15 protein-coding genes are annotated in these 25411 nt (G+C 72.0%); 14 read left to right on the top strand and 1 reads right to left on the bottom strand.

The features are described 5' to 3' along the window. Window positions 1-568 precede the first annotated feature (568 nt). The 5 genes from HNQ61_RS26795 (at window position 569) to HNQ61_RS26775 (ending at window position 7026) form a co-directional block, all read left to right on the top strand. Window positions 569-1483, top strand: a complete 915-nt coding sequence (locus HNQ61_RS26795) for an ABC transporter ATP-binding protein (protein ID WP_170040232.1) — start codon at window positions 569-571, stop codon at window positions 1481-1483. Then, entirely contained in the window at window positions 1480-5058 is a 3579-nt protein-coding gene (locus tag HNQ61_RS29755; RefSeq protein ID WP_170040230.1) for a M1 family aminopeptidase, read from the top strand. The genes HNQ61_RS26795 and HNQ61_RS29755 overlap by 4 nt, the downstream gene beginning before the upstream one ends. A gap of 371 nt (window positions 5059-5429) precedes the next feature. Then, a complete protein-coding gene (locus HNQ61_RS26785; RefSeq protein ID WP_170040228.1) occupies window positions 5430-6122 on the top strand; it encodes a TIGR04255 family protein in 693 nt (230 codons plus the stop codon). Further along, window positions 6119-6568, top strand: coding sequence for a hypothetical protein (locus HNQ61_RS26780; protein WP_205762249.1), 450 nt, complete (start codon window positions 6119-6121; stop codon window positions 6566-6568). The genes HNQ61_RS26785 and HNQ61_RS26780 overlap by 4 nt, the downstream gene beginning before the upstream one ends. Continuing rightward, the gene (locus HNQ61_RS26775) at window positions 6517-7026 is read left to right on the top strand and encodes a DUF7689 domain-containing protein (RefSeq protein WP_170040226.1); all 510 of its coding nucleotides are present in this window, start codon (window positions 6517-6519) and stop codon (window positions 7024-7026) included. The genes HNQ61_RS26780 and HNQ61_RS26775 overlap by 52 nt, the downstream gene beginning before the upstream one ends. 225 nt (window positions 7027-7251) lie before the next feature. Here HNQ61_RS26775 and HNQ61_RS26770 read toward each other — a convergent pair whose 3' ends face one another. Next, window positions 7252-8913, bottom strand: coding sequence for a multicopper oxidase family protein (locus HNQ61_RS26770; RefSeq protein WP_170040225.1), 1662 nt, complete (start codon window positions 8911-8913; stop codon window positions 7252-7254). A gap of 650 nt (window positions 8914-9563) precedes the next feature. Here HNQ61_RS26770 and HNQ61_RS26765 point away from each other — a divergent pair. From HNQ61_RS26765 to HNQ61_RS26725, 9 genes are all read left to right on the top strand, one after another. Continuing rightward, on the top strand, window positions 9564-10928 hold the full coding sequence (locus tag HNQ61_RS26765; RefSeq protein WP_170040223.1) for a Dyp-type peroxidase: 1365 nt from the start codon (window positions 9564-9566) through the stop codon (window positions 10926-10928). Then, window positions 10925-14176, top strand: coding sequence for a type 2 lanthipeptide synthetase LanM (lanM, locus tag HNQ61_RS26760; protein WP_170040221.1), 3252 nt, complete (start codon window positions 10925-10927; stop codon window positions 14174-14176). The genes HNQ61_RS26765 and lanM (HNQ61_RS26760) overlap by 4 nt, the downstream gene beginning before the upstream one ends. Window positions 14177-14301: 125 nt before the next feature. Then, window positions 14302-14628, top strand: a complete 327-nt coding sequence (locus HNQ61_RS26755; RefSeq protein WP_170040219.1) for a nitrile hydratase subunit alpha — start codon at window positions 14302-14304, stop codon at window positions 14626-14628. Beyond that, entirely contained in the window at window positions 14580-15800 is a 1221-nt protein-coding gene (locus HNQ61_RS26750) for a hypothetical protein (RefSeq protein WP_170040217.1), read from the top strand. The genes HNQ61_RS26755 and HNQ61_RS26750 overlap by 49 nt, the downstream gene beginning before the upstream one ends. Continuing rightward, window positions 15785-17032 carry a hypothetical protein gene (locus HNQ61_RS26745; RefSeq protein ID WP_170040215.1) on the top strand — a complete coding sequence of 416 codons (1248 nt, stop codon included), beginning with the start codon at window positions 15785-15787 and terminating at the stop codon, window positions 17030-17032. The genes HNQ61_RS26750 and HNQ61_RS26745 overlap by 16 nt, the downstream gene beginning before the upstream one ends. Further along, window positions 17019-18164: a glycosyltransferase gene (locus HNQ61_RS26740; protein ID WP_170040213.1), complete on the top strand. Its 1146-nt coding sequence runs from the start codon at window positions 17019-17021 to the stop codon at window positions 18162-18164. Before HNQ61_RS26745 ends, HNQ61_RS26740 begins: the two co-directional genes overlap by 14 nt. Before the next feature lie 203 nt (window positions 18165-18367). Then, window positions 18368-21568, top strand: a complete 3201-nt coding sequence (lanM, locus tag HNQ61_RS26735) for a type 2 lanthipeptide synthetase LanM (protein WP_170040211.1) — start codon at window positions 18368-18370, stop codon at window positions 21566-21568. Between the two features lie 172 nt (window positions 21569-21740). Beyond that, entirely contained in the window at window positions 21741-23459 is a 1719-nt protein-coding gene (locus tag HNQ61_RS26730) for a carbamoyltransferase family protein (RefSeq protein WP_170040209.1), read from the top strand. Window positions 23460-23703: 244 nt separating this feature from the next. Further along, on the top strand, window positions 23704-25044 hold the full coding sequence (locus HNQ61_RS26725; protein ID WP_183685856.1) for an FAD-binding oxidoreductase: 1341 nt from the start codon (window positions 23704-23706) through the stop codon (window positions 25042-25044). Window positions 25045-25411 lie beyond the last annotated feature (367 nt).

The following is a 25411-nucleotide window of genomic DNA, read 5'->3' as shown; positions in this document are numbered from 1 at the left end:
CGATCCGCGATCCGCGATCCGCGATCCGCGATCCGCGATCCGCGATCCGCGATCCGCGATCCGCGATCCGCGATCCGCGATCCGCGATCCGCGATCCGCGATCCGCGATCCGCGATCCGGCCTGGGCGGGCGTGTCCGCGTCAGGACCGCGCTCGACCGATCAGAAGTTCCTGATGCGAGAGAAGCCGCGCGCCACCCGTCCCGCGCCCGCTGCGCCAGCCGCAGCGGGCGCGGGACGCAGGAGCCCCGGCGCCCGGACGGCGCGCCTCGTCCGCCGCGCGGGCCGGTCCGCGGAGACGATCCGCTGCGGATGCCGCAGGTGATGCTCGCCCACCGCTCCTTTGGTCCCCTGCGATGGCGGGCGGTGCGGGAGGCGATGCCGGTCCGTTCCGCGGGACGATCCGTGCGCCGCCGGGGCGGGTCTGAAACGAATGTCCGCCGCTTCCCGTCTGGTTGACAGCCGCTCGACGTTTCACGTCAATTGATGCGATCCACCGGGTCCGCGCCCGCTTCCGGCGCCGCCGTCCGGGGTCGTTCCTTTTCCTCCACCGTTCACCACGATCGCTCTGTGGAACTGCAGATCAGCGGGTTGTCGAAGAGATACCCCAACGGGGTTCAGGCCCTGGACAAGGTCACGCTCACCATTCCGCAGGGGATGTACGGTCTGCTCGGGCCGAACGGCGCAGGCAAGTCCACGCTGATGCGCACACTCGCCACGCTGCAGGACCCGGACGAAGGCACCGTCCGGCTGGGCGACATCGACGTGCTGCGCGAAAAGGATCACATCCGGGAAACGCTGGGCTACCTGCCGCAGGAGTTCGGCGTGTATCCCAAGGTGAGCGCGGAGCGGCTGCTGGAGCACTTTGCCGTTCTCAAGGGCGTCGCCGACCGCAAGTCGCGCCGGGAGGTGGTGGAGGCGCTGCTCCGCCAGACCAACCTGTGGGACGTGCGGAAGGAGAAGCTCGGCGGCTACTCGGGCGGAATGCGGCAGCGCTTCGGGGTGGCCGTCGCGCTGCTGGGCGATCCGCGCCTCATCATCGTCGACGAGCCCACCGCCGGGCTGGACCCGGCGGAGCGGGTGCGCTTTCTGAACCTGCTGAGCGAACTGGGCGAGCGCGCCGTGGTGATCCTGTCCACGCACATCGTGGAGGACGTTTCCGAGCTGTGCAGCCGCATGGCCATCATCAACCGCGGAAAGATCCTGCTGGAAGACGAGCCGCTGCGCGCCGTGGAGGAGATGCGGGGCCGGATCTGGCGCAGGATCATTCCCCGGGCGCAGCTGGAGGAGGTGGAGCGGGAGCACGCCGTGATCTCCACCAAGCTGCTGGCGGGTCGCACCGTGGTGCACGTGTACGGCCAGACCCCGCCGGGAGCCGGGTTTGAGCCGGTGGAGCCGGACCTGGAAGACGTCTACTTCACCGTCATGGGCGGCCACGGCGGCCTGGGCGGCCGGGGAGCCGCGCCGGCGGAGGTGGGCCGGTGAGGTTCCGGGAGATCTTTCTGTTCGAACTCGGCTACCAGGCGCGGAGCGTTTCCACCTGGCTGTACGGCCTGCTCCTGACCGCGGTGCCGTTTCTGATGATGCACGTCATCAACGGAAGCGGCAGCTACCTGAACAGCCCGCAGAAGGTGGCGATCGGGTCGCTGCTGACGGGGATGCTGGGGATGCTGGTGACCGCGGCGCTGTTCTCGGACGCGGCCACGCGGGACGTCCAGGCGAGAATGCACCCGCTCGTCTACACCACCCGCATCCGCAAGGCGGAGTACCTGGGCGGGCGCTTTCTGGGCGCGCTGGCCGTCAACGCGGTTCTGCTGCTGGGCGTGCCGCTGGGGCTGCTGCTCGGCTCGCTGATGCCATACCTGGACGCGCGGATCTTCGGGCCGTTCATCCCGGGCGCGTACATCCAGCCGTACCTGCTCTTTCTCCTTCCCAACGCCATCCTCGTCGGCGCCGTCCTTTTCACGGTGGCGGCGCTCAGCCGGCAGGCGGTGGCCGCGTATCTCGGCGGCATCGGGCTCTTTCTGCTCTACCTGTTCTCCATCGAGTTCCAGAGCCGCATCGCCAGCCCCACGCTGGCGGTGCTCGCGGACCCGTTCGGCGCGTCCGTCACCAGCCAGATCACCCGGTACTGGACGCCGGTGGAGCTGAATTCGCGGCTGATCGGCTACCCGCCGCTCCTGCTCTGGAACCGCCTGGCGTGGCTCTGCGTGGCCGGCCTGGTGTTCGCCGCGTTCCTGTTCCGCTTCCGCTTTGCGCACCAGGGCGGCGGGCGGCAGAAGCGCGTGGAGCGGCGGCCGTCCGAGGCGCCGGTGCGGGCCGCCCCCGTGGCGGCCCCGCCCGTGCCGGGGACGTTCGGCGGGCGGACGCACGTCCGGCAGGTGCTGTGCGTGGCGCGGCGCTCGCTGGACGAGATCGTGCGCAACCCCGCGTTTCCGCTGATCCTGCTGGTGATGCTGATTCTGGTGTTCGCGCTGGGCTGGGACGTGGGCTCCGAGGTGTTCGGCACCGCCACCTGGCCGGTGACGCACCTGATTGCCGGAACGGTGCTGGGGCAGGCGGCGTCGGTGGTGATCGCCGTGCTGATCGCGCTGCTGGCCGGGGAGCTGGTGTGGAGGGAGCGGGACGTGCGGGTGAGCGCGATCGAGGACGCCGCGCCGGTGCCCACCCGGGTGTTCCTGGCGGGACGCTTTCTGGCGCTGGCCGCCGCGCTGCTGGCCGTGCAGGCGGTGCTGATGGCGTCGGGGCTGCTGCTGCAGACGCTGCAGGGTTACCACCGCTACGAGCTGGGGCTGTACCTGCGGATCCTCTTTGGCATCAAGCTGGTGGACTACCTGCTGCTGGCCGCGATGGCCATGGCGGTGCACGTGGTGGTGAACCAGAAGTACCTGGGCCACCTGGTGGTGGTACTCGTGGTTCTGCTCACGCTGTTCTCGGGGCAGATCGGCATTCAGCACAACCTTTTCCGCTACGGCTCGGACCCGGGGTGGATCTACTCCGACATGGACGGCTTCGGCCCGTTCATGGGGCCGTGGGCCTGGTTCAAGCTGTACTGGGCGGCGTGGGCGCTGCTGCTGGCCGTGGCCGCGCGGCTCCTGTGGGTGCGCGGGCGCGAGGACGGGGCGCGGGCGCGGCTCCGCGCGGCGCGGGGGCGCTTCGCCGGCCCGGCGGCCCGCGCGGCGGCCGCCGCGGCGGTGCTGATCCTGGGGCTGGGCGGCTTCATCTTCTACAACACCAACGTCCTCAACGCGTACCACGGGTCCCGCAAGGCAGCCGCCGGGCCGTGGGCGCGGTACGAGCAGCGCTACAAGCGGTACCAGAACACGCCGCAGCCGGTCATCACGGCGGCGGAGCTGCGGGTGGAGATCCATCCCGGGGAGCACGCGGCGGAGCTCAGCGGCAGCTACCGGCTGGTGAACCGCTCCGCCCGGGCGATCGACTCCGTCCACGTCCTCATCAACCCCGAAGTGCGCGCCCGCTCCGTCGCGTTTGACCGCGGCGCCCGGCGGGTGCTGGACGACGGTGATCCGCTGTACCGCATCTACGCGCTGGAGCGCCCGCTGGCGCCCGGCGACTCGCTGCGGATGCGCTTTGACGTGAGCTACCATCCGCGCGGCTTTCCCAACGGCGGCATCCCCACTGCCGTGGTGCGCAACGGCGCGTACTTCGGCCGGCAGTGGCTGCCGTTCGTGGGGTACCAGCCGGCGCTGGAGCTGAGCGACGCGGAGGAGCGGCGTCTGGTGGGGCTGGCGCCGCTGCCCCCGGTTCCCGCCGCGAACGATCCGCGGGGGCTGGGCCGCCGCGCCGGCTTCCGCGGCGACGCCGACCAGGTGCAGCTCGACGCCGTCATCGGCACGGACGCCGACCAGACCGTCATCACCCCCGGTACGCTGGTGCGGGAGTGGACGGAGCACGGCCGGCACTACTTTCACTTCCGCACGGATCCGGCTCTCCCCTTTGGCGCGACGGTCTTTTCGGCGCGGTACGCGGAGCGCAGGGACCGGTGGAACAACGTCGCGCTCCGCGTTCTGTATCACCCCACGCACGCGTACAACGTGGACCGCATCGTCCGCGGGATGAAGGCCGCGCTGGACTACAACACCGCCAGCTTCGGCCCGTATTCCTACCGCGAGCTGCGCGTGGTGGAGGTTCCGCGCTACTCCAACTTCAACCGCGCGCACCCGCAGACCATCGCCGTTTCGGAAGGCGGCGCGTTCCTGACGAGGGTGGGGCCGGGCGACGTGGACCGTCCCTTCTTCGTGATCGCGCACGAGACGTCGCACCAGTGGTGGGGCGGCCAGGTGAGCGGCGCCGACGTGCGCGGACGGTCGGTGATCTCGGAAACGCTGGCGCAGTACAGCGCCATGATGGCCATGGAAAAGACGCTGGGGCGCGACCAGGTCCAGCGCTTCTACGATTACGAGATGGACCGCTACCTCGAGGGGCGCCGCGTATTCACAAACCGCGAGGTGCCGCTGCTGTACGCGGAGGGCCAGGACTACGTGTACTACCACAAGGGCGCGGTGGCCATGTACACGCTGCGCGAGCGCGTGGGCGAGGCGCGGGTGAACGCCGCGCTGCGCCGCTTTCTGGAGCGGTACCGCGATGCCGGCCCGCCGTACCCCACCTCGCGTGACCTGTACGCGGAGCTGCGGGCCGTGACCCCCGACTCGCTGCGCCCGCTGCTGCGCGACCTGTTCGAGGAGATCACGCTGTGGGACGTGCGCGCCCAGGCGGTGCGCGTGCAGCCCGCCGGCGCCGCCGGGTACCGCGTGACGCTGGACGTGGTTGCCCGAAAGGTGAGGGCGGACAGCATCGGCACGGAGACGGAGATCCCCATGGACGACGTCGTGGAGATCGGGGTGTTCGCGGGGGAAGGGGAGCCGGGAACTCCGCTGTACCTGCGCCCGCACCGCATCCGGAGCGGCCGGCAGACCATTACCGTCATGGTGCCGCGCGCGCCGGCGCGGGCGGGGATCGATCCGTACGGCAGGCTGATCCAGCGGGAGCGCAACGACAACCTCGTGGGAGTGGAGGAGTCCGCGGCGGCCCGCCAGTGAGCACGGCGGGCCGGGGCGCCGCGCGGGTTCTTTCCGCGCGGTCGCCCCGCCTTGCCGTCGCTCACCCCCGGGCCGCTGGAAGGTCTGCGTCCCTGATGTATGCCCGCGGCAACTGCCGTGATCGTCCGGTCCGGACGGGGCGGCGGGTTCCGCCGTGCCGCACCAGGGAAGCATGGAGGCCCCGCGGGCAGTCGTGTCCGCGGGGCCGCTTTCGGTTCCGCCGCACACGAGACCCGGGCGTACAGGAGACTGGCCTCCCCGGGATCGCGCGCGCAAATTGCCTGCACAAAACTTGGGGCAGCTGGTTCGCAACTGACGCAGAAGGCAGAGTCGTGGTGGGATCGGACCCGTGGGGCCATCAACCGGAAGAGGTGGAAGTCTTTGCCAACGCGCCCGTCGTGGAGGCGATCCTCTCGTTTCAGTTTGGTCCGGTCGACAACCTCAGCGACAGCCTCCGGTACTTCGCGGACGCGCTGTCCGGTTCATTCGCGAGGCCCGTCGAGCGCCAGGAAAAGTTGTTCCCATCCGGCTACCGAACCACGTACACGATCGAGTCGCTGGACGGGCTCTGCCAGATCCGCGTCGGCCGGAATTCGTTTTCATTCCACAGACTCCCTCCCTATTCCACCTGGGCCGACCTCGAGGCCGGCGCGCGCGCGACCTGGACGGAGTTCGTACGCCACTACGCGCCTGAGCTCATCAACGGGGTCTCGCTCCGGTACGTGAACCACATTCAGCTGCCCGGGGGGAAGCTGGCCGACTATTTCAGGCTGCTCCCCCAGGTTCCCAAGGCGATCGACACCGGATCCGACGATTTTCTGATGAGGATCGTGCTGCGGGATCCGGCGGTTCCCGCGGTGGCAGAAGTGACGCAGCTGCTCATGCCCGGCCGGGAAAACCTCTCCCCGGTCATCGTGTTCGACATCGATGTCTCCATCGCGGGGGGAGAGTACGCCGATCCGGACGGGGCGGAGCTGTGGGACGCGGTCGCGCGGCTCCGGGAGTACAAGAACAGGCTGTTCTTCTCGAGCATCACGCCAGAGGCGAGGGAACTGTTCAGATGACGGGAACGCTGCGGCCGTACGGTACGTTGTTCAGGGAAACGACTCCTGGAGTGAGCGCGGCAGCCAGCACGCTGGCGAGTTCCCTGGGGCGCACCTTCTGGCACCTGCGGAACACCGAGACGTTCTGGCGCGACGACCTGACGGCGGAATTCCGGAGGCTGGCCGCTGAGTGGAAGCGCGACACGGCGGACGAATCCTCTGTCGCCAGAATGGCGATGCACCCCGCGTATCAGCGGATCATCGGCATGGGCCCGGCTGCTCTGCCATTGATCCTGGCCGAACTCGAAGAAGAGTACGATCAATGGTTCTGGGCACTGAAGTCGATCACGGGAGAAGATCCCGTCCTTCCGGAGGATCGGGGCTACGTGGACCGGATGGCGCGGAGCTGGGCTAGGTGGGCGCGTCAGAACGGGATCGTGCCGAGATCCTGGCGCGGCTCTCGGTAAATCACCCCGGGCTGGGCACGTCCCACTTCAAGGCCACCAGCCCGTATGACGCCGGCTACAACTGCATGGCCCATGCGGGTGGCGAGACCAAGCGCTGGTGGGACCCGTGCGCCTATGCCGGACTGTACTGGCCCGGCGGCCCGCAGAGCGACGATCTGGAGGGGTGGTCCGCGGGATACTCGCAGCTCGGGTACCGGCGCTGCGAGAGCCCGGAGCTGGAACCCGGGATCGAGAAGATCGCCTTCTACTGCGATGAGCACGGGTCGCCCACCCATGTAGCCCGGCAGCTCGAGAGCGGGCACTGGACCAGCAAGATCGGCAAGTCCGAGGACATCGAGCACGATCTCGCGGGACTGGAAGGAAAGAAGTACGGCACGGTCGCGTTCGTGATGCAGCGGACGCGCAAGGCGCAGCACGTACTGGATCTGGAGTCCGCACCAGCCCCCGCGGTCGAGTAGCGCCGGCGATCCAGGCGCGACCGCGGCTGCTCTCCGGGGCGGTTGCGCTCTGCCGGTTCGCGTTCCTCTGCTGGCTGCCAGGACCTGCAGGCGCCGGACGCTGACGCGCGCGGGTGCCGCCGATCCGGCTGTTCCGGCCGCGGACGAGACGTGACGAAGACGGGCTCGCTCCCTCGAGGAGCGGGCCCGTTTTCGTCGTCCAGCCGCGCCGGCTACTCGCGCCGGCTACTCGCGCGGGGGGACTGCCGCCGGGGCGCCGGACGCGCCGGACTCCTCGCTCCCGTGGCCGCCGTGGCCTCCGCCGCCCGCGCTGGCGCCGCCGGGGAACCACTGGGTGCAGGTGCCCGGCTGCTGCCCGCGCGCCGGATCATACACGCACACGTTGGCCATCATCCCCGCGTCTTCGTGAAACAGGTCGTGGCAGTGGTACACGAAGGGCCCCGCCGCGATGGGCGTGAACTTGAAGCGGATGACCACCGTGTCGCCCACCCACGGCCCGGTGCCGCCGCGCTGGTGAATGCCCAGGTGCACGTTGTCCAGGTGCACCGAGTCCGGCTGCGGCACCCCGTTGATGCGCGTCACCACGAAGTCCGTCTGGTGGATGTGAAACGTGTGCAGGAAGTTGGTTTCGTTGATCAGCGTCCACTCCTGCGTGCGCCCCACCGCCACCGCCCGGTCCAGCCGCCGCGGATCGTACAGCCTGCCGTTGAGCCCCAGCCCGCCGGGTACGCGCTGGTAGCGGATGGTGAAGGTATCCACGTCCGCCTCCGTCACCAGCCGCCGGATGGAATCCACCAGGGCCGCGTTCTCCGCCGTCGTTTCCGGCGCCAGCGCCTCCGGGGCCACCGCCTTCAGGACCCCGCGGGTGGTGAGCGCGCCCAGGTCCACCGCCGGCGACCGGTTCACCTGCCCCGTGGTGGTGCTGAAGCTGCTGGCCACCGCGTCCGTGTAGAAGCGCGCATGCTGCCACTCCCCCGTTCCGCCGATGACGATGACCTCGGCCCGGCTTCCCGGCGCGATGAACACCGAGTCCATGCGCGCGGGGCGGGTCAGGTGGTTGCCGTCCAGCGCCAGCACGATGAACGGATAGTTCCGCCCCGGCCGGCCCAGCTTCAGGTTGAGCCACGTTCCCGGCGTCATGTTGCCGATGCGCCACAGCTGCTGCTCGCCGGGGGCAATGGCCAGCAGGGTGCACGCGTTTCCGTTGATGTTGAGGTACGCCGTGCCGCCATCGCGCGTGTCCTTGACGTACATCACCCGCTCCGTGGCGCCGCGGTACTGCGGGTACGACGCCAGCAGGTCGCCGATGATGAGCGCGCCGGCCAGCCCGCCCGCCACCTGCGCGGCCGTGGTGCCGTGGGGATGCGGATGGTACCACATCATCCCCTCGGACTGGTACGACGGCACGGGAAACTGGTTGCGGTTGGACTGCCCGGCCGCAATGTGCACGTTGGTGACGTTGTCGCCCATGGGCGGAAGCGGCGTCACGATCATCCCGTGGTAGTGCTGGTTGGTGCTGCGCCACGAGCTGTCGGTGGGGCTGATGGGACGCATGTTGTTGGTGACGTTCACGTTCAGCGCCCGCGTGGGGCTCATGCGCAGCACGGGCGCCACGTACTGCCCGTTGTACACGTTGCGCGTGTAGGTGCTGTCGCCGATGCGGAAGCGGGCGGGCGCCATCACCAGGTCCGTGACCAGGTTGCCGTCCACGGGGCGGACTTCGCCCGGCGCGGTGTAGGGCGCGCACCGCGGCGAGTCCAGCTGGGCGGCGGACAGGCGGCGCCCGCGCGGAGCGGACACGATTTCCAGCTGCGCCGCGAGCGGTTCGGCGATCGCCGTCACCAGGGTGAGGAGGAGGCCGGCGGGAGCAATCAAGCTGCGTATCATGGGTGGACCGATGATGAGGGGGAACGCGTCCGCGCCGGAAGGCGGACCGGGGAGGAGCCGCAGGCAGGAAGGAGGGGAGCCGGCCCGGGCCGCTCCTGAATGCGCCAGGAAAAGAACGACAAAACACGTCGCGCGGTGCCCGTCCTCATCTCCCATCCCGCCTGCACGGTGGCGGAATCAGAGCTTGCCATCGCCATGCCATCGACCATCCGGTTCCGCCGCCGGTGATCCGCGCGGCGATGTGGAGAGAAACCGCGGTGCGTCCCGCGGATCGCGGCATCCGCCCGAATCGAACAAGATCCTGAACGCACGTCCCGAATTCCGGGGCGTGCATTTGTTTATCCGACACGGTTTTCGGTGCCGAACGCCGCCGTCCGGCGAGTCGTCATCCCGTTACACGCAATCCTGTTGACGGCCCGCCGGGGAGGAAACTACGCGAGCGATGCGGCATTTCTGCCACAGGATGGTGTATCAGGTGGGGAGCGCGCGTCCCGCATCGACTCCGCACGAAGTGTCGCATTGAGGGGGTGCGAACCTCGATTTTCCAGTCGGGAGAACGCATTCGCCAGCGTACCGGAATCCGTCAATCTTCTGGTCTCCGCTCTGCGTTCCCCGTTCACAGCTCACCGGGCCCCCAGCCATCCGAAATCATGTCACCTCGCATCGCGACCTCCGCCCTGTTCGGCGCGCCAGAAACGGGCGGCGCATCCGCGGCCTCCCTCTCCGGGCTGCTGGGGCGGACCGTTTCGCTGGACGAGGCGCGACGCATGACGGCGGTGCAGGGCAACATCCTGTTTCCGCACGGCCGGCGGGCGGGTCGCCACCTGCTGTTCCGCTTCACGGCGGCGGAAGGCGCGCGGCGCTGGCTGGCGGCGTTTGCGCACGAGGCCGCGTCGTCCGTCCCCGCGGAACTCCGGGCGCGGGAACGCGGCGCGGCGGGGGAGCACGCCGGTCCGTTCGCCGGGGTGGCGCTTTCCGCCGCGGGATACGAGGCACTGGGGCTGGAGCCGCCGGCGGACCGTGCCTTTCGCAAGGGGATGAAGCGCGCCTGGCTGAATGACCGGCCGGAGCAGGAGTGGGAGCCCGGCTACCAGGGCGACGTGCACGCGCTGCTGGTGCTGGCGGATGACGACGGCGCCGCGCTGGACGCTATGGCGGCGCGGTGGATGGAGGGCGACGGCGTGCAGCTCGTGGCCGACGAGCGCGGCGAGGAACTGGGCGGGGACCGGGAGCACTTCGGCTTTCGCGACAACATCAGCCAGCCGCTGTTCATCGACCCGGACATAGAGGCGGCCCAGCGCGAGGCAGGCGGGGCGCGGATGTGGGATCCGGCCACCCCGCTGGGCGTGGTGCTGGCGGCGGACCCGCACGCGCCGGGCGAGTACGGCAGCTACCTGGCGTACCGCAAGCTGGAGCAGGACGTGGACGCGTTCCATGCGGGGACGCGCGCGCTGGCCGGGTCGCTGGGCGTGGACGAGGCGCTGGCGGGCGCGCTGGTGATCGGCCGGTTCGCGGACGGCACGCCGGTGACGCTGGCGGACCAGCCTGGGCTGGGGCCGGTGAACGACTTCGACTACGCGGGCGAGCGCGGCGACCGCTGCCCCTTCGCCAGCCACGTGCGCCGCTCCAACCCGCGCGGCGAGCTGGACGACCTTTCGGAGACGGAGGACCTGGTGAACCGCATCGCGCGGCGCAGCATGCCGTACGGGCGCCCGGGCGATCCCGCGGTCGGCATGCTGTTTCTCTGCTTTCAATCCGACATCGGGCGCCAGTTCGAGCTGATTCAGAACAACTGGCTCAACTATCCGCACTTTCCCCGCGTGCAGGTGGGGCCGGACCCCATCGCCGGGCAGCGCAACTCGTGGGACGCCACCCCCGGCCAGCGCTGGGACACCGCGTGGCGCCCGGAAACCGGCGGCGCCGCCTTCCGCTTTGCCGAGTGCGTGCGGTGCCGCGGCGGCGAGTACTTCTTTGCCCCCAGCCTCCCCTTCCTGCACTCGCTGGAGTCCGCATGACGCTCGCCTGGCCCGCCGCGCAAACCGTGGACGACTCCCTCCGCCCGCGCGGCAACCGCGTGGACGACTCGGACCTCCGCCGCATGGCCGCGGGCGCCGCGCCGCTGTTCGACCGCATCGGCGGCCCGTACGAGGCCGTGCCCGGCACCGAGGCGGCGGCGCGCCGCAACCTGGCCGCGTGGCGCGACACCCTGGCGCGCGGCGACGAGGCGTTCGCCCGGCGGCTGGCGTGGGACGGGCTGAGCGAAGAAAGCGTGCTCCCTGCGCTGGGCCCCGTGCGCCTGCGCGACGGCATGCCGCTCCCCGCGTGGGCGGAGGACCTGCGCCACATCCTGGAGGCGGTCGAGAGGTTCGATCCCGCCGCCGCGCCGCCCCGGGACGCGGCGGAACTCGCCGTGCCCTTCGAGGACGCGATGGCGCCGTTTGTGGCGTCCGCGGCGGAGGCGGTGCGGGCGCGCACCTCCGTCGCCGCGCTGGGCCCGGCGGCGTGGGGCGCGCTGGAGCGGGCGCTTCTGCACCGGCTCTTTACCCTGTGCGCGCACACGCTGCAGCCGGAGTTCACCGTCTTTCGCCACGGGCGCCTTTCCGCGCTGGACCGGCTGGCCCAGACCATGTCCGGCGACGTGCGGCGCGACGTGTACGACGAGTTCGTCGCCGGGCTGCGGGCGGGCGGATGGCGCCGCACCCTGCTCGACTATCCCGTGCTGGGACGGCTGATCGTCACCGTCTGGCGCCAGTGGGTGGACACGACGGCGGAGCTGGCGGACCGGCTGGCGGCGGACGCGGCTGCGCTGGCGGCGGAGTTCGGCGCGGAGGGCCGGGTGTCCACCCTGCGCGCCTCGCTTTCCGACGCGCACCGTGGCGGGCGGATGGTGGCGGTGCTCGCGTTCGACAACGGCGTGCGCGTGGTCTACAAGCCGCGCCCGGTGAGTGGCGAGCGCGTGTGGGAGGAACTCCTCCGTCGGTTTGAGGACGTGGCGCCCGGCGGCGAACTGCGCCCCGCGCACGCCGTCGATCGTGGTGGATACGGGTGGATGGAGTGCATGGACGCCCGCCCCTGCGCCACGGAGGGGGAGGCGGAGGACTACCACGAGCGGCTGGGGATCATCCTGGCGCTGACCTACGCGCTGGGGACCAACGACTGCCACTACGAGAACCTGGTTGCGGCCGGCGCCTTTCCCGTGCTGGTGGATCTGGAAACGCTGATGCACCCCGTCCATGCCTCCCCCGTGGACGGCGTGGACTTCAAGATGAGCCTGGCGGAGTCGGTGCTGCGGACCGGGCTGCTCCCCTTCTGGATGCAGTCGGATGACGGGCGCGCCTTCGACATCAGCGCGGTGGGGGCGGTGGAATCGCAGCCGGCGCGGCAGGCGTCGCCCCGGTGGAATCATCCCAACACCGACCTGATGGCGCTGGAGTTCACCGCGGTCAAGCTGGCGCCCGGGCAGAACGTGCCGCGGCTGGAGGGGCGGACGCTCACCCCCGAGGCGTACGCGGAGGCGGTCGCCCGCGGCTTTCACCGCGCGTACGAGGCGGCGCGGGTGCGGCTCCCCGCGCTGCTGGCGGAAGACGGCGAACTGGGGGAGATCCGCCGTCTGCGGCTGCGCCTCCTCCTGCGCCCGACGTTCGGGTACGCGCTGGCGCTGCAGGGCGCGACGGAGCCGGACGCGCTGCGCGACGCCGTGGTGCGCTCCATCCGCATCGACGCCATGGCCCAGCCCTTTGTGGAGGAGGAGCGGCGCCCCGCCGGCTGGCCGCTGCTCCGCGCTGAACGCGCCGCGCTGGAGCAGCAGGACTGCCCGCACTTTGTGGCGCCCGTCGGTTCATCGCTGGTGGAAACGGAGTTCGGCCCGGCGGCGGGGATCGTGGCGGCCTCGTGCCTGGATGACCTGGACGCGCGCCTGGCCCGCCTTTCCGACCGCGACCGGCGGCGGCAGGCGGGGATCGTTCTGGCCGCGCTGGACTCGCGCGGCGCGGCGGACGAGCACGCCCCGGCGGCCCCGGCGGAGGATTTTCATCCCGCGCGCCCGGCGGGGGAGGGCGGGGACGCGCTGCTGGACGGGGCCGTGCGCATCGGCGCGGAGATCATGGACGCGGCGGTGCCGGGGCCGAGCGGCGCGCCGTACTGGCTCTGCCTCCACCGGATGGCGTCGCTCGGCAAGCTGCGCGTGGAATCGGTGAATGTGGACCTGTTCGAGGGGCGCGCGGGGATCGCCCTCTTTCTGGCCGCGCTGGCGAAGGTCACGGGCGATCCCGCGCCTCGTGCCATGGTGCAGGCGCTCTTCCGCCCGCTGGAGGATGAGGCGCGGCTGCTGCTGCCCGCCCCCGCCCGCGCGGGGATGCTGCTGAACGGAATCACCGGGCTGGCCGGGCTGCTGTACGGCGCGCCCGCCGCCGCCACCCTGCTGGGCGAGCCGCTGGCCGCGCGCGGCGTAGCGGACGCGGTGCTGGAGTGGATGGGGCCGGACCGCATTCACCTGGAATCGGCGCCGGACCTGTTCGGCGGCCACGCGGGATCCATCGTCTCGCTGCTGCACGCCGCCCGCCTTCCGGGAATGGAGCGCGCGCTGGAGTACGCCGCGGCGCGGGGCGACCATCTGCTGGCCACGCGTACCGGCACCGGCCCGCGCGCCTGGGCGGGGGAGGACGGGACGATGCTTACCGGCCTTTCTCACGGCGCGGCGGGGATCGCGCTCGCCCTGCTGCGCCTGGCGGATGCGACGGGCGACGCGCGCTACCGCGACGCCGCGGTGGAGGCGATGGCGTGGGAGAACGCCCGCTTCAGCGCGGAGGCGGGCAACTGGCCGGACCTGCGCGCCGTGGACGGCGCCCCCGCCTTTGCGGACGCGTGGTGCCACGGAGGACCCGGCATCGCCGCCTCGCGGCTGGTCGCGCTCGCGCAGGGCGCGGGGGACGATGCCCTGCGCGACGTACGGGCCGGGGTGGAGGTGGCGCGCCGCGCGGAGCTGGGCGCGGTGGACCACGTGTGCTGCGGCGGAATGGGGCGCGCGCTCCTCCTGTTCGAAGCCGGCCGCGCCCTGCGTGAGGACGCGCTGCGCGATGAGGGGCGCGGGCGCGCGGCGCAGATCGTGGCGCGGGCGGACGCGCGCGGCGGCTACGGCCTGTGGCGCCGCTACGACGGATTTCTCGCCTTTCCCGGCCTGTTTCAGGGCCTTTCAGGGATCGGGCACGCGCTGCTGCGCATGGCCGCGCCGGAGCACGTCCCCTCGCTTCTTGTTCTGGAATGAATTGATGATTCGGCGCGGGGTCCGCATGCGGATCCGCGCGCCGGCTGGCTGCCCGGGCACCCCCGCCCGGTGCATGAAGGACCCGTCCGGGTTCCTTCGAGTCCCTCTTGATGTGGAGTATTTCCATGGCACACGAAGCACGCAGGCAGGTGGAGCAGGGGCTGTACGAACTCGCGGAGCGTGATCCGGAGTTCCGCGCCAAGCTGCAGTCCGATCCCAAGGGCGCGCTGTCGCAGATGTTCGGCGGCGAGCTGCCGGCCGACCTCAAGGTGCAGGTGCACCAGGAGGACGCCAACACCATCCACATCGTGCTGCCCAACCGCACGCCGGTGGCCGGTACGCAGAACTCGGTGGGCAGCGCCGCGGTCACGTACTGCAGCGGCTGCTCCGGCAGCTGGAGCACGTGCGGGTACGAGCTGACCTGCTACGGCCCCACCTGCAGCAGCAGCTGATGATGGGGACGGACATCGGGGCCCTGCCCACCGGCGCCGCGCATGTCCGCCCCCCGCGCGGGGCGGGCGCCGTCGTGGCGGACGCCCCGCGCGCCTCGCTGGCCGCGTGGGTGGGTGACGTGGCCGGCGCGGCACCCGCCGGGCTCTTTCCCGCGGGGAACGTGTCGGCGATGCGTGACGCGGTGGAGCGCGTTCCCGCATCTGCCGTGTCGCTGTTTGGATTCGAGGCGCGGCTGGACGACCCCTCCGCGGGGAGCGATGTGCTGGCCGCGGTGACGGTGGCGGACGGCGGCCGCGCGGTGCTGGCGGAACTCGCCGCGCCGGGGTGGGAGGAGGATGGATGGCGTTCCGTGCGCCGTTTCTGCCGCGCGTGGGCGGATCCCGCCTCGCCGCTGTGGACCGGCGCGGACGACCTGTGGCTGGAATGGGATGCCGCCGACCCCGCCGCGCCGCGCATCCCCAGCGTCTTCTTCGGCCCGCGGATCGACGTATCACCCGCCGACGCGCCGCCGGACCAGCGGGCGATGGATGTGCTGCGGGCCGGGTTCGCCGCGCTGATGGAGGAGGGATGGGCGCCGGCCGCCGCCGCGCGCGCCTGCGCCTGCCTGGAACTGCTGCCGCCGCACGCCCGCGTTTTTCAGGCGGGGCTGATGCTTTCGCGTCCCGGGTCGCCCGTGCGGCTGTGCGTGGGGAATCTGGGGACGGAGGAGACGGACGAGTTTCTGCGCCGCGCGGCCCCGGACGCGCCGCATAACGCCGTCCGCGCCGCGCTGGATGAATGGGCGCCGCTGGCCGTTCGCGTGAACCTGTGCATCGACGTGGATGCGCGGGTGGGCCCGCGGATCGGGCTGGAGTGCTATCCCGATCCGCCGGTCGGCCCGTTTCCGCCGGACCGGCGGCCGTGGGCGGCGTTCCTGGACGCGCTCGTCCGCGCGGGCGTGGCGGATTCCGTGCGCGCCGGCCATCTGCTGGCGCTCCCGGATTCGGTGGACCCGCGGGACGCGGCGGACGATCGATCCTCGGCCCCGCGGGGGATGGACGCGCTGCTGGCGGACCGGTATCGACGCACCCTGCTGGTGAGGCTGCATCACGTGAAGCTTTCCGTCGAACCCGGCCGCCCGCTGGCGGCAAAGGCCTACGTGGCGGTGAAGCCGGGATGGCGCACGTGCTGACCGCGGCGGGCGGGGGCGTGCGCCGCGCCCTGGCGGAAAGCCTGGCGGAGGTCGCGCGGCTGGCGGCCCCGGCGGAGGGCGCGCCTGCGTCCCTGACCCGCTCTCCGCCGCTGGGCGTGGCGGCGGACCGCTACGGCGACGTGGCGCCGCTGGGCCCCGCGCTGCTGGCGCTGCGCCGTGGCGCGCGCGCCCTGCGCGACCCCGCGCTGGCGGACGCGGCCGGGCGCGTGCGGGCGTACCTGCGCGGCAAGCGGCGCGGCGGGCTGTGGCCGTATCACACGGGGAGTCTGACGACGTCCATCGACAGTTCGCTGGTGCTGCTGGGCGTGCGCGACCGGCGCGCGGTGCAGCGGCTGGAGGCGTTCCGTGCGGACGGGGGCGGCTACGTTCCCCAGCACTGCACGCGCGGCGTGGAACGGGGAAAGATGACGGCCGGCCCGCGCGTGCTGCACTGGTGCCAGCCGGACTATTCCATCGCCTGCCTGGTCGCGCACCTGCGGGCCCGCGCCGGGGCGCAACCGTCGACGCCGGCCGCGTACTTCCACGACGGATTCGACACGCGCGCCGGGCTGTACATCGCCAATCCGTACCTGATGGACTGGTTCGCCGCCCTCGGACTTTCCGCCATCGCGGGGACGGACGAACTGCGCGGGCGGCTGGCGGCGGAGGTGCTGGCGGGGATGGCGGACGATGGCGGATTCGGGACCTTCGATCGCCTGGGCTCCACCGCCGCCGCGCTCCTGGCGCTGCACGCGCTGAACGTTCCCGCGCGCGGGCTGCGGCGCTCGCATGCGCGGCTGGCGGAGCTGTGGGCGTCGCGGGCGGATGCTCCTCCCTCGCGCCCCTTCTACTCCAGCGAACGGTTCGCGTGGAGCCGCGAGGCCCCGTGGACACTCATGGCCTCGCTGATGAATCCGGACAGCGCGGAGCGGCTGATCCGCGTGAACGGCGAGGAGCACGTGGTCACCCTGTACGAAGACGGCGACGGCGTGTGGACCTCGTCGATGACCGCGCTCGCGCTGCTGCAAGGCATCCGCCGGCGCACCGTCGCGGATGCCGGCGTGGTCCCGGCGGACGCTGATGCGAGGGGCGCATCCCCGGCCAATCACCAGAAGGCGGACGTCCCCGTGCATCCGCGCTACACGTGCGCCACGCAGGGCGCCTACATCGCCGGGCACGCGCTGCCGCCGTACATCCGCAAGCGGGAGGAGGACTACCATGTTCCGGGTTGATCGGGACGGAGGCACCCTTTCCGTCACCGTTCCGCGCAACGCGATCGACGCGGAGCTGCTGCGCCAGTCCGCCGCCTCCGTCAACGGTGGCGCGCACGCGCGCGTGGTGGAAGATGGCGCCGCGGTGGTGGTGGAAGTGACGGCGGGCGACGGTGCCGCGGCGGGCGCGGCGGCCAGCGCGCTCTTCGGGCGGGCGAACGGCTATCCGGCGTTTCCCGCGGGGACGCTGGAGGGTTTTCGCAACGCGGAGCGGCCGGTGGTTTCGTGCATCGTCCTGCTGCCGTTCAACGACCTGTTCGCGCGGCACGTGCTGCTCCCCAGCATCATCCACAGCAGCCGCGGGCACGACATCGAGATCATCGTGGTGCTGGCCGGCTTCGGCGTGGACCGTGAGCCTTTTCAGCATCTGCGGATGGCGGAATCGGAGATGGCGTGCATCAGCAAGGGCTACAACCTGGGCGTGGAGATGGCGCGCGGGGAGTACGTGGCCCTGTTCCACGACGACTGCTACGTGGCGGATCCGGAGTGGATCGGCCGCGCGCTCGCCGCGCTGGCGGACCCCGGCGTGGGCGCGGTGACGCCGGAGCTGGATTCGTGGTTCGGCCTGCCGGTGGCCAAGGGCGTTCCGCTGGTAATGCGGCGGCGCGACTGGCGGGAAGTGGGCGGATACGACGAGTACTACTTCGTGGGCGTGGAAGACATGGACCTCACCTGCGCCCTGCGCGCGCGCGGCCAGCGGGTGGAGCGCCTGGACGTGCGGTACGCGCACCTGCGGGGGATGGGCTCCAGCCTGGTCGCGCACGAGTCGCCGCACCAGCTCAAGCAGCTCTTTGGATACCAGGTGCTGCCGCGCACCGCCATCGCCGGAGTGCACCGCGACGCCATGCAGCGCCTGGTTTCGCAGCCGTTCATCCGCTTTCTGGAGGGGCAGTACCACCTCCACTTTCTGGAAAAGTTCGGCGATTTCCTGGCGGACAACGGGGTGGATGTGCCGATGCGGCGGGAGATGTATGCCCACATGCGCCACCCGCACCTGCTGACCCCCGCCGTGGCCTACGCCTCCAATCGCGAAAAGCTGCTGGATGCCTATCGCGAGATGATGAACGTGGACGAACTCGCGCGTCCTGTCTGAGGCGGCTTTCGTCCGCCGCGGCGCGCTGGGGGACGGAACGCCGTGCATCCACTTTCCGCCCGCGCCGACCTCGCCCGCCGCTCCGCCGCACAGCGCCGCGGATCGAGGACCATCGTGACGAGGCAGCGGACGCCCCGGAAAGCCAGTCTCCGTGAGAGCCCGCACTGACGCACTCACGCACCCAGCACTCACGCACTTCCCCTATGACCATCGCCGAACCGCACCCCGCCGCCGCTGCTTCCTCCGGCAACGGGATGGATGACGAGGAACTGCGCGCGGTAGCGGCCGCCGCGGCGCCGCTGTTCGAGCGGCTGGATGGCGCGTACGAGCCAGTGGGTACGGCGGATGACGTTGCGCCCGCCCGCCTGGCGGAGTGGCGCCGCGCCGTCGCGGGAGACGATCCCGAGCGGTTCCGCCGCCGCCTGGCGTGGGACGGGCTGGACGAGGCGCGCGTCCTTCCCGTGCTCGGCTCCGTGCGGCTGCGGGACGGTGTGCCGCTCCCCGCCTGGGCGGACGATCTGCGCGTGATGCTCGCCGCGGGGGACGCGGACACCGCCCCCGCCTTTGTGGACGCGGACGCGCCGATCGCGTTCCAGGACGCGCTGGCCCCGTTCGTCACGGCGGCGTCTGCAAAGGTGCAGGAGCGGGTGGACTTCGGCGGGTTCACGTCGGAAGCGCGGGGCCGGGTGGAGCGCGCGCTGCTGCAGCGCCTGTTCACCGTCGCGGGACCGGTGCTGCTGCAGGAGTTCAACATCTTCCGCCACCCGCGGCTTTCCGCGCTGGACCGCCTGTTCCAGGTGGCCACGGGCCGCATCGGGCGCGAAGTGTACGCCGCGTTCGTGGCGGAACTGCGCGCGGGCGGATGGCGCGCGCTGCTCGTCCGTCATCCCGTCCTCGCCCGGCTGATGTCCGTTGTGTGGCGGCACTGGATCGACGCCACGGTGGAGATGGTGGAGCGGCTTCGCGCGGACGCCCCCGCGCTGGAGACCGCGTTCGGCGCGCGCGGGGCGGTGACGGGCGTGCACACCGGGCTTTCCGACGCGCACCGGGGCGGCCGGTCGGTGTCCATCCTGACCTTCTCGTCCGGCGCGCGGGTCGTCTACAAGCCGCGCGATGTGGCGGGCGAGCGGGTGTGGGCGGAACTGCTGGCCGCCTTTCAGGACGCGGCTCCCGCGGGCGGGCTGCGGCCGGCGCAGGTCATCGACCGTGGCGGATACGGATGGATGGAGTGCGTGGAATCCGCCACCTGCGACACACAGGCGGAGGCGGATGCCTATCACGAGCGGCTGGGAATTCTGCTGGCGCTGACGTACGCGCTGGGCACCAACGACTGCCATTACGAGAACCTGGTCGCGTCCGGCGCGCATCCCGTGCTGGTGGATCTGGAAACGCTGCTGCATCCCGTGGTGGACCCGCGGCTCCCCGGCGCGCCCAGCCGCGTGCGCCTGGACGAGTCGGTGCTGCGGACGGGGTTTCTGCCCTACTGGATGGGGACGGAGGCCGGGCTCGCCTTTGACGTCAGCGGGCTGGGCGCGGTGGATGCGCAGCCTTCGCGGCGCCCGGTGCCGGAATGGCGGCGGCCCAACACGGACCTGATGGAACTGGCGCTGGAGCACCGGGAGCGCGAGCCGGGGCCCAATGCGCCCACGCTGCGCGGCCAGCCGCTGCTGCCCGAGCACTTTCAGGACGCCATCTCGCGGGGATTCCGCGCCGGCTACCACGCCGCCGCCGAGCGCCTTCCCGCGCTGCTGCCGCGCCTGGAGCCGCTGCGCGTGCGGATGGTCATCCGCCCCACCTACGCCTACTACCTGGCCATGCAGGCCGCCGCCACCCCCGACGCGCTGCGGGACGGCGTGCTGCGTTCGATCCGCCTGGACGGCTTGGTGGGGGACTACCTGGCGTTCGATGCGCCGCCCGCCAACTGGCCCGCGCTGGCGGCGGAGCGCATTGCGCTGGAAGTGCAGGACGCGCCGCACTTTACCGCCGCCGCAACGGACGCGGCGCTGGAAACGGAGCTGGGGCCGCTGGATGGCGTGATCCTCCGCCCCGCGCTGGACGACGTGCGCGCGCGGCTTGCCCGCATGGGCGCGGACGACCTGGGTGTGCAGGTGGGGACGGTGCTCGCCTCGCTGGATACGCGCACGGAGATGGAGTCGCACGCCCCGTCCACCGCGCCGGCGAGCGGGTCCGTCGCCGTCCCGCCGCTGTCGGGAGATGAACTGCTCGCGCAGGCGCTGGAGATCGGGGCGGCGCTGCGGCGCGCCGCCATCCGCGGGGTGGACGGCACGCCGTACTGGCTGTCGCTGCGGCGTAACGCGGCGCTGGGCAAGTTCCGCATCGAGGTCAGCGGGCCGGACCTGTTCGAGGGACGGGCGGGGATCGCGCTCTTTTTCGCCGCGCTCGCCCGCGCCACGGGGGACGCGGAGGCGCGGAGCACGGCGACCGAACTGCTGCACGCGCTGGCGGCGGAGGTGGACGCGGTGGCCGCCGCGCCGGACCGTCTGGGCGTGCCCCAGCACGGGCTGGCGGGGATGGCCGGGCTGGCGTACGCGCTCCCCCGCGCGGCGGGGCTGCTGAACGCGCCGGCGCTCGCCCACGCGCCGGTGGAACGGCTGCTGGACGTGCTGGAGCCCGCGTCGCTGCTGGATTCGCGGTCGTTCGACCTGATTGGCGGGGGCGCGGGGACGCTGCTCTCGCTGCTGGGCGCGGGGGACCGGGCGCTGCCCTTTGCCGCCGCGTGCGGTGACGCGCTGCTGGAGGGGCGCGTGCGGATGGCGGACGGCCGGCGCGCCTGGCCCACGCTGGAAAACCGCGTGCTGACCGGCCTGGCGCACGGCACCGCGGGGATCGCGCTGGCCCTCGCACGGCTGGGGCGCGCGACGGGTCACGCGCGCTTTACCGCCGCCGCCGTGGAGGCCGCCGCGTACGAGGACGCGCTGTACGATGACGGGGCGGGGAACTGGCCGGACCTGCGCTGGGACCCGCACACCTTTGCGGACGGCTGGTGCCACGGCGGGCCGGGGATCGCGCTGGCGCGGCTGGACCCGCCGGACGACGCGGCCGCCGCCCCGCGCTGGCGTACGGACGCGGCGCGCGGACTTCGGGTGGCGGCCGGCGCGCCCTTGGGCCGGCTGGATCACCTGTGCTGCGGCAACCTGGGCCGCGCGCTCTGCCTGGTGGAAGGGGGCCGCCGCCTGGGGCTGGACGGCGCCGTCGCGGCGGGCGAGGCGCTGGCCGCGGCGGTCGTGGCGCGCGCGCGGCGCGAGGGCGGCTACGGCCTGTGGCGCCGCTACGACGGATTCCTCGCCTTTCCCGGCCTGTTTCAGGGCCTCGCCGGCGTCGGCTACGCGTTCCTGCGCATCGCCGCGCCGGGCGACGTGCCGAACGTGCTCACGCTGGAGTAGCGTCGCGCTCCATCCGGAATCCGCCAGCGGACGGGCGAGCGCCTCGTCGCGGCGCGAGTCCCGGCCGTCTGCGGAGGATGGCGGCGCGTGCATCCGCCCATCCGCACGAAACTGCTCGTCCGCTGGCGGATGATGCGCGTCCACCAATCCACCCTCCTTCGAGTTCGTCGGAATGAACATTCTGGGCATCAACGCCGCCTTTCACGACTCGTCCGCGTGCCTGCTGATCGACGGAAAGGTGGTCGCGGCGGCGGAGGAGGAGCGGTTCACCCGCATCAAGCATCACAAGCGGCCGCGTCCTTTTCAGTCACACGCGCTGCCGTTCCGCGCCATGCACTACTGCCTGGGCGCGGGCGGCCTCACGCTGGGCGACGTGGATCACGTGGCGTACGCGTTCGATCCTTTTCCGCTCGTGCAGCGGGCGGGAAATGCGCCGGTGCTGCGCCTTCCGCAGACGGAGAGCGAGGCGGGGCAAGGGCGCGGCTTCGATCCGTGGACCAGCGTGTTTCTGGCGGGAATCACCGGTGCGCCGCTGCTGCTGGCGGAGGATCTGCCGTGGGAGCTGCAGGACCGGCTCTCCGGCCCGCCGCCGCCGTTCCGCTTCGTGCCGCATCACGTGGCCCACGCGGCCAGCGCCTATCATCCTTCTCCGTATGAGGATGCGGCCGTGCTCACGCTGGACGGCTACGGCGGCGACGCCACCACCACCTACTGGCACGGCACGGGCGCGGAGCTGCGGCCGCTGGGCGGCGTGGACCTGCCGCATTCGCTGGGGCTGATGTACGAGAACGTGACCGCATTCCTGGGCTATCAGCGGTCTTCGGACGAGTACAAGGTGATGTCGATGGCGGCATCCGGACGTCCGGTGTACCTGGACGCCTTTCGCGAGGCGATCCGCCTGGACGGGAACGGCTGCTACCGCACCGATCTGCGCGCGTTGGAAGGCCGGCTGGGCGCCCCGCGGCGCCGGGGCGAACCGCTGGAGCAGCGGCACTTTGACGTGGCCGCCTCGCTTCAGGAGGCGCTGGAAGAGGCCGTCCTGCAGCTGGCGGCGTGGCTGCACGCGGCCACCGGGGCGGATGCGCTCTGCGCGGCGGGCGGGGTGGCGCTCAACTGCAAGCTCAACGGGCGCCTGCGTGTGGATGGGCCGTTCCGGCGGATGTGGGTGCAGCCCGCCGCGGGCGACGCGGGCACGGCGCTGGGGGCCGCGCTGCACCTGCACGCGGAACTCGGCGGCGGGCGCGCGTGGCGGATGGACCACGCGTATCTCGGCCCCGGCGCGTCGGATGGGGAGATCGAGACGGTGCTGCGCCGCGCGGGCGTGGCGTACCGGCGCATGGACGACGTGGCGGGCGAAACGGCCGCGGTGCTCGCGGATGAAAAGCTGATCGGGTGGTTCCAGGGACGGATGGAATTCGGGCCGCGGGCACTGGGGGCGCGCTCCATCCTGGCCTCGCCCCGCCACGCCGGCACGCGCGACCGGCTGAACGCGGTCAAGTCGCGCGAGGCGTATCAGCCCGTGGCGCCCATGGTGCCGCTGGAGTCGGCTTCGGAGTGGTTCGTGGAGGGGGATGACTCGCCCTACATGCTCTTCGTGGGCCGCGTGCGCGAGGACCGGCAGCACCAGATTCCCGCCGTGCGCCACGGAGACGGCACCGCGCGCGTGCAGACGGTGCGGCGGGAGATCAACCCGCGGCTGCACGGACTTCTGCGCGCGTTCGAGGCGCGAACCGGTGTGCCTGTACTGGCGAACACCTCGTTCAACCTGCGCGAGGAACCCGTCGTCTGCACGCCGTCGGACGCGCTGCGCACCTATTTTACGTCGCCGCTGGATGCGCTGGTGCTCGGCTCGTTTCTGCTGGAGAAGCCCGCACCGACCGTGCAGTCGTGATCGCCCGTTCGCTGGCGGATTCCGCGCGATCGGTGAGGCCCGGCACCGGCGTCCGATCATCCCTTCGCGCCACCCGCGCGACCGATCATCCCGCCGCCCGCGTCCGGCAGAATGGCGTCCGGGATGATGGTCATCGCAGGGCGGATGCGGAGTGGATCATCCCCATCTTCGCCGGTGGCGCGGAGGCACGTGTTTCCGTCGCGCCGCGGTCGGTCAACGCGCGGCGCACCGGGGAGGCGCGATGATGGAGATGGCTTCCGCGGCGGCGCTGATGCGCGATCTGCGGCGCGGTGTGCGCGCGCCCGTGCAGGTGCGTCGCGCGGATCGCGAGCGCTATGCCACGGACTTTGGCGGGCTGCACGCGTGCACGCCGCGCATCGTGGTGCATGCCGCGGATGAGGCGGAAGTGTCGCTCGTGCTGCGGCTTGCGCGCGCGGCGGACATCCCGGTGGCGGTGCGCGGGTCCGGGCACTCGTTCGCCGGAAACGCGCTCTCGCCCGGAATTCTGCTCTGCACCACCGGCGGCGCGCCCCGCTGGTCGCTGCGCGGCGACGGCGTGGTGCAGGTGGACGCGGGCGCGCGCTGGGGCGACTGGATTCCCGCGCTGCACGCGCGCGGCCGCACCCTTCCGGCGCTTTCCGGACTGGCCTCGGCCACCGCGGGCGGCACCATCGCCACGGGCGGCTTCGGCTCCGGCTCGCCGCGCGCTGGCGCCGTAACCGACCACGTCCGCCGCCTGCGCCTGGTTACGCCGGACGGCGCCGCGCGCTGGTGCTCGCCGGACGAGAGTGCGGAACTGTTCCGGTTCGTGTGCGCGGGGCAGGGAAGGCTGGGCGTGGTGACAACCGCCGAGTTCAGCACGGTGACGCGCCCGTCCATCTACCGCCTGCGCGTTCAGCCGCTGCGCGAGGCGGAGGAACTGCGGAACGTGGCCGCGTGGCTCGCCTCGCGCGGTGATGACGTGCCCGAATTTTTCTTCGCCGAAGTCGGCTCGGCGGGCGGACGGGCCGCGTTCGGCACGCCGGTGCAGACGCAGGCGGGAAGCGTACTTCCCGCGGCCACGCTTCCGTCGTCGGGGGAGATGGCGATCCTGCCGCCGGACGCGCTCGCCGACTTCCGCCCGCCGCGCGAGCCGGTGGGCGTAATGTCCGCGCTGCGCCACGTGTGGTGCGACTACTGCCTTCCGCTCGCCACCGCCGACGCCTTTCTGGCCGAAGTGGCGGATGGCGTGCGCTCGGGATCGCTGGCCGCCGGGCTGGCGCGCATCTACCTGCTCTACCTGGGCGCGCCGGGCGCCGCGGTGGCCGCGTACGATCCGCGCGGCGGCGCGGAGCCCGGCCCGCGCATCGGCGTTGGCGTGTACCATACGCTCCCCGCATCCGATCCCGCCGCCGTGGAGCACGCGCGGTGGCTGCACCGCGGGCTGCTGGAACGGTGCATTGCCCTCGGCGGGCGGCCGTATCTGGCGGGCGCGCACGAGATTGATCCCGCGCTGGAGTCGCGCATCTACGGCCACGATGCCCGGCGCCTGGCCCAACTCCGCGCCGCGCTGGACCCCGACGGCCTCTTCGGCCCATCGCTGTGATCGATGGTGTCTCGCCCGGGATCACCTCGATCCTCGGGGTTCCTCGCCCGGCCTCCCGGTGCAAACAGGCGCGTGGGATGACGGGAACGGTGTTTGGATGCGCTTCGAGACGATGTGGCGCATGCTGAGGGACCCCTCACCCCCCAGCCCCCTCTCCCGCAAGCGGGAGAGGGGGAGCCGTTCGGTGCGGGGGTAGGTTCGTCTCGTGTCCGCCGTTCCGATGCGGTTGAAGCCCCGAACCGGACGCGGCAGCGGCCGGTGTCGGGGCTTTGCGCTGTTTGAGAGCGTGTCCCGCAAACCTCTAATACGGGGCAGAGCGGGGCGACGACCGGCGTCAGTGCCGGAGCCAGGGGTGGGACGGGGTGGA

The sequence above is a fragment of the Longimicrobium terrae genome, from assembly GCF_014202995.1.
Classification (GTDB): domain Bacteria; phylum Gemmatimonadota; class Gemmatimonadetes; order Longimicrobiales; family Longimicrobiaceae; genus Longimicrobium; species Longimicrobium terrae.
This window is presented reverse-complemented; position numbering and strand designations above follow the sequence as displayed.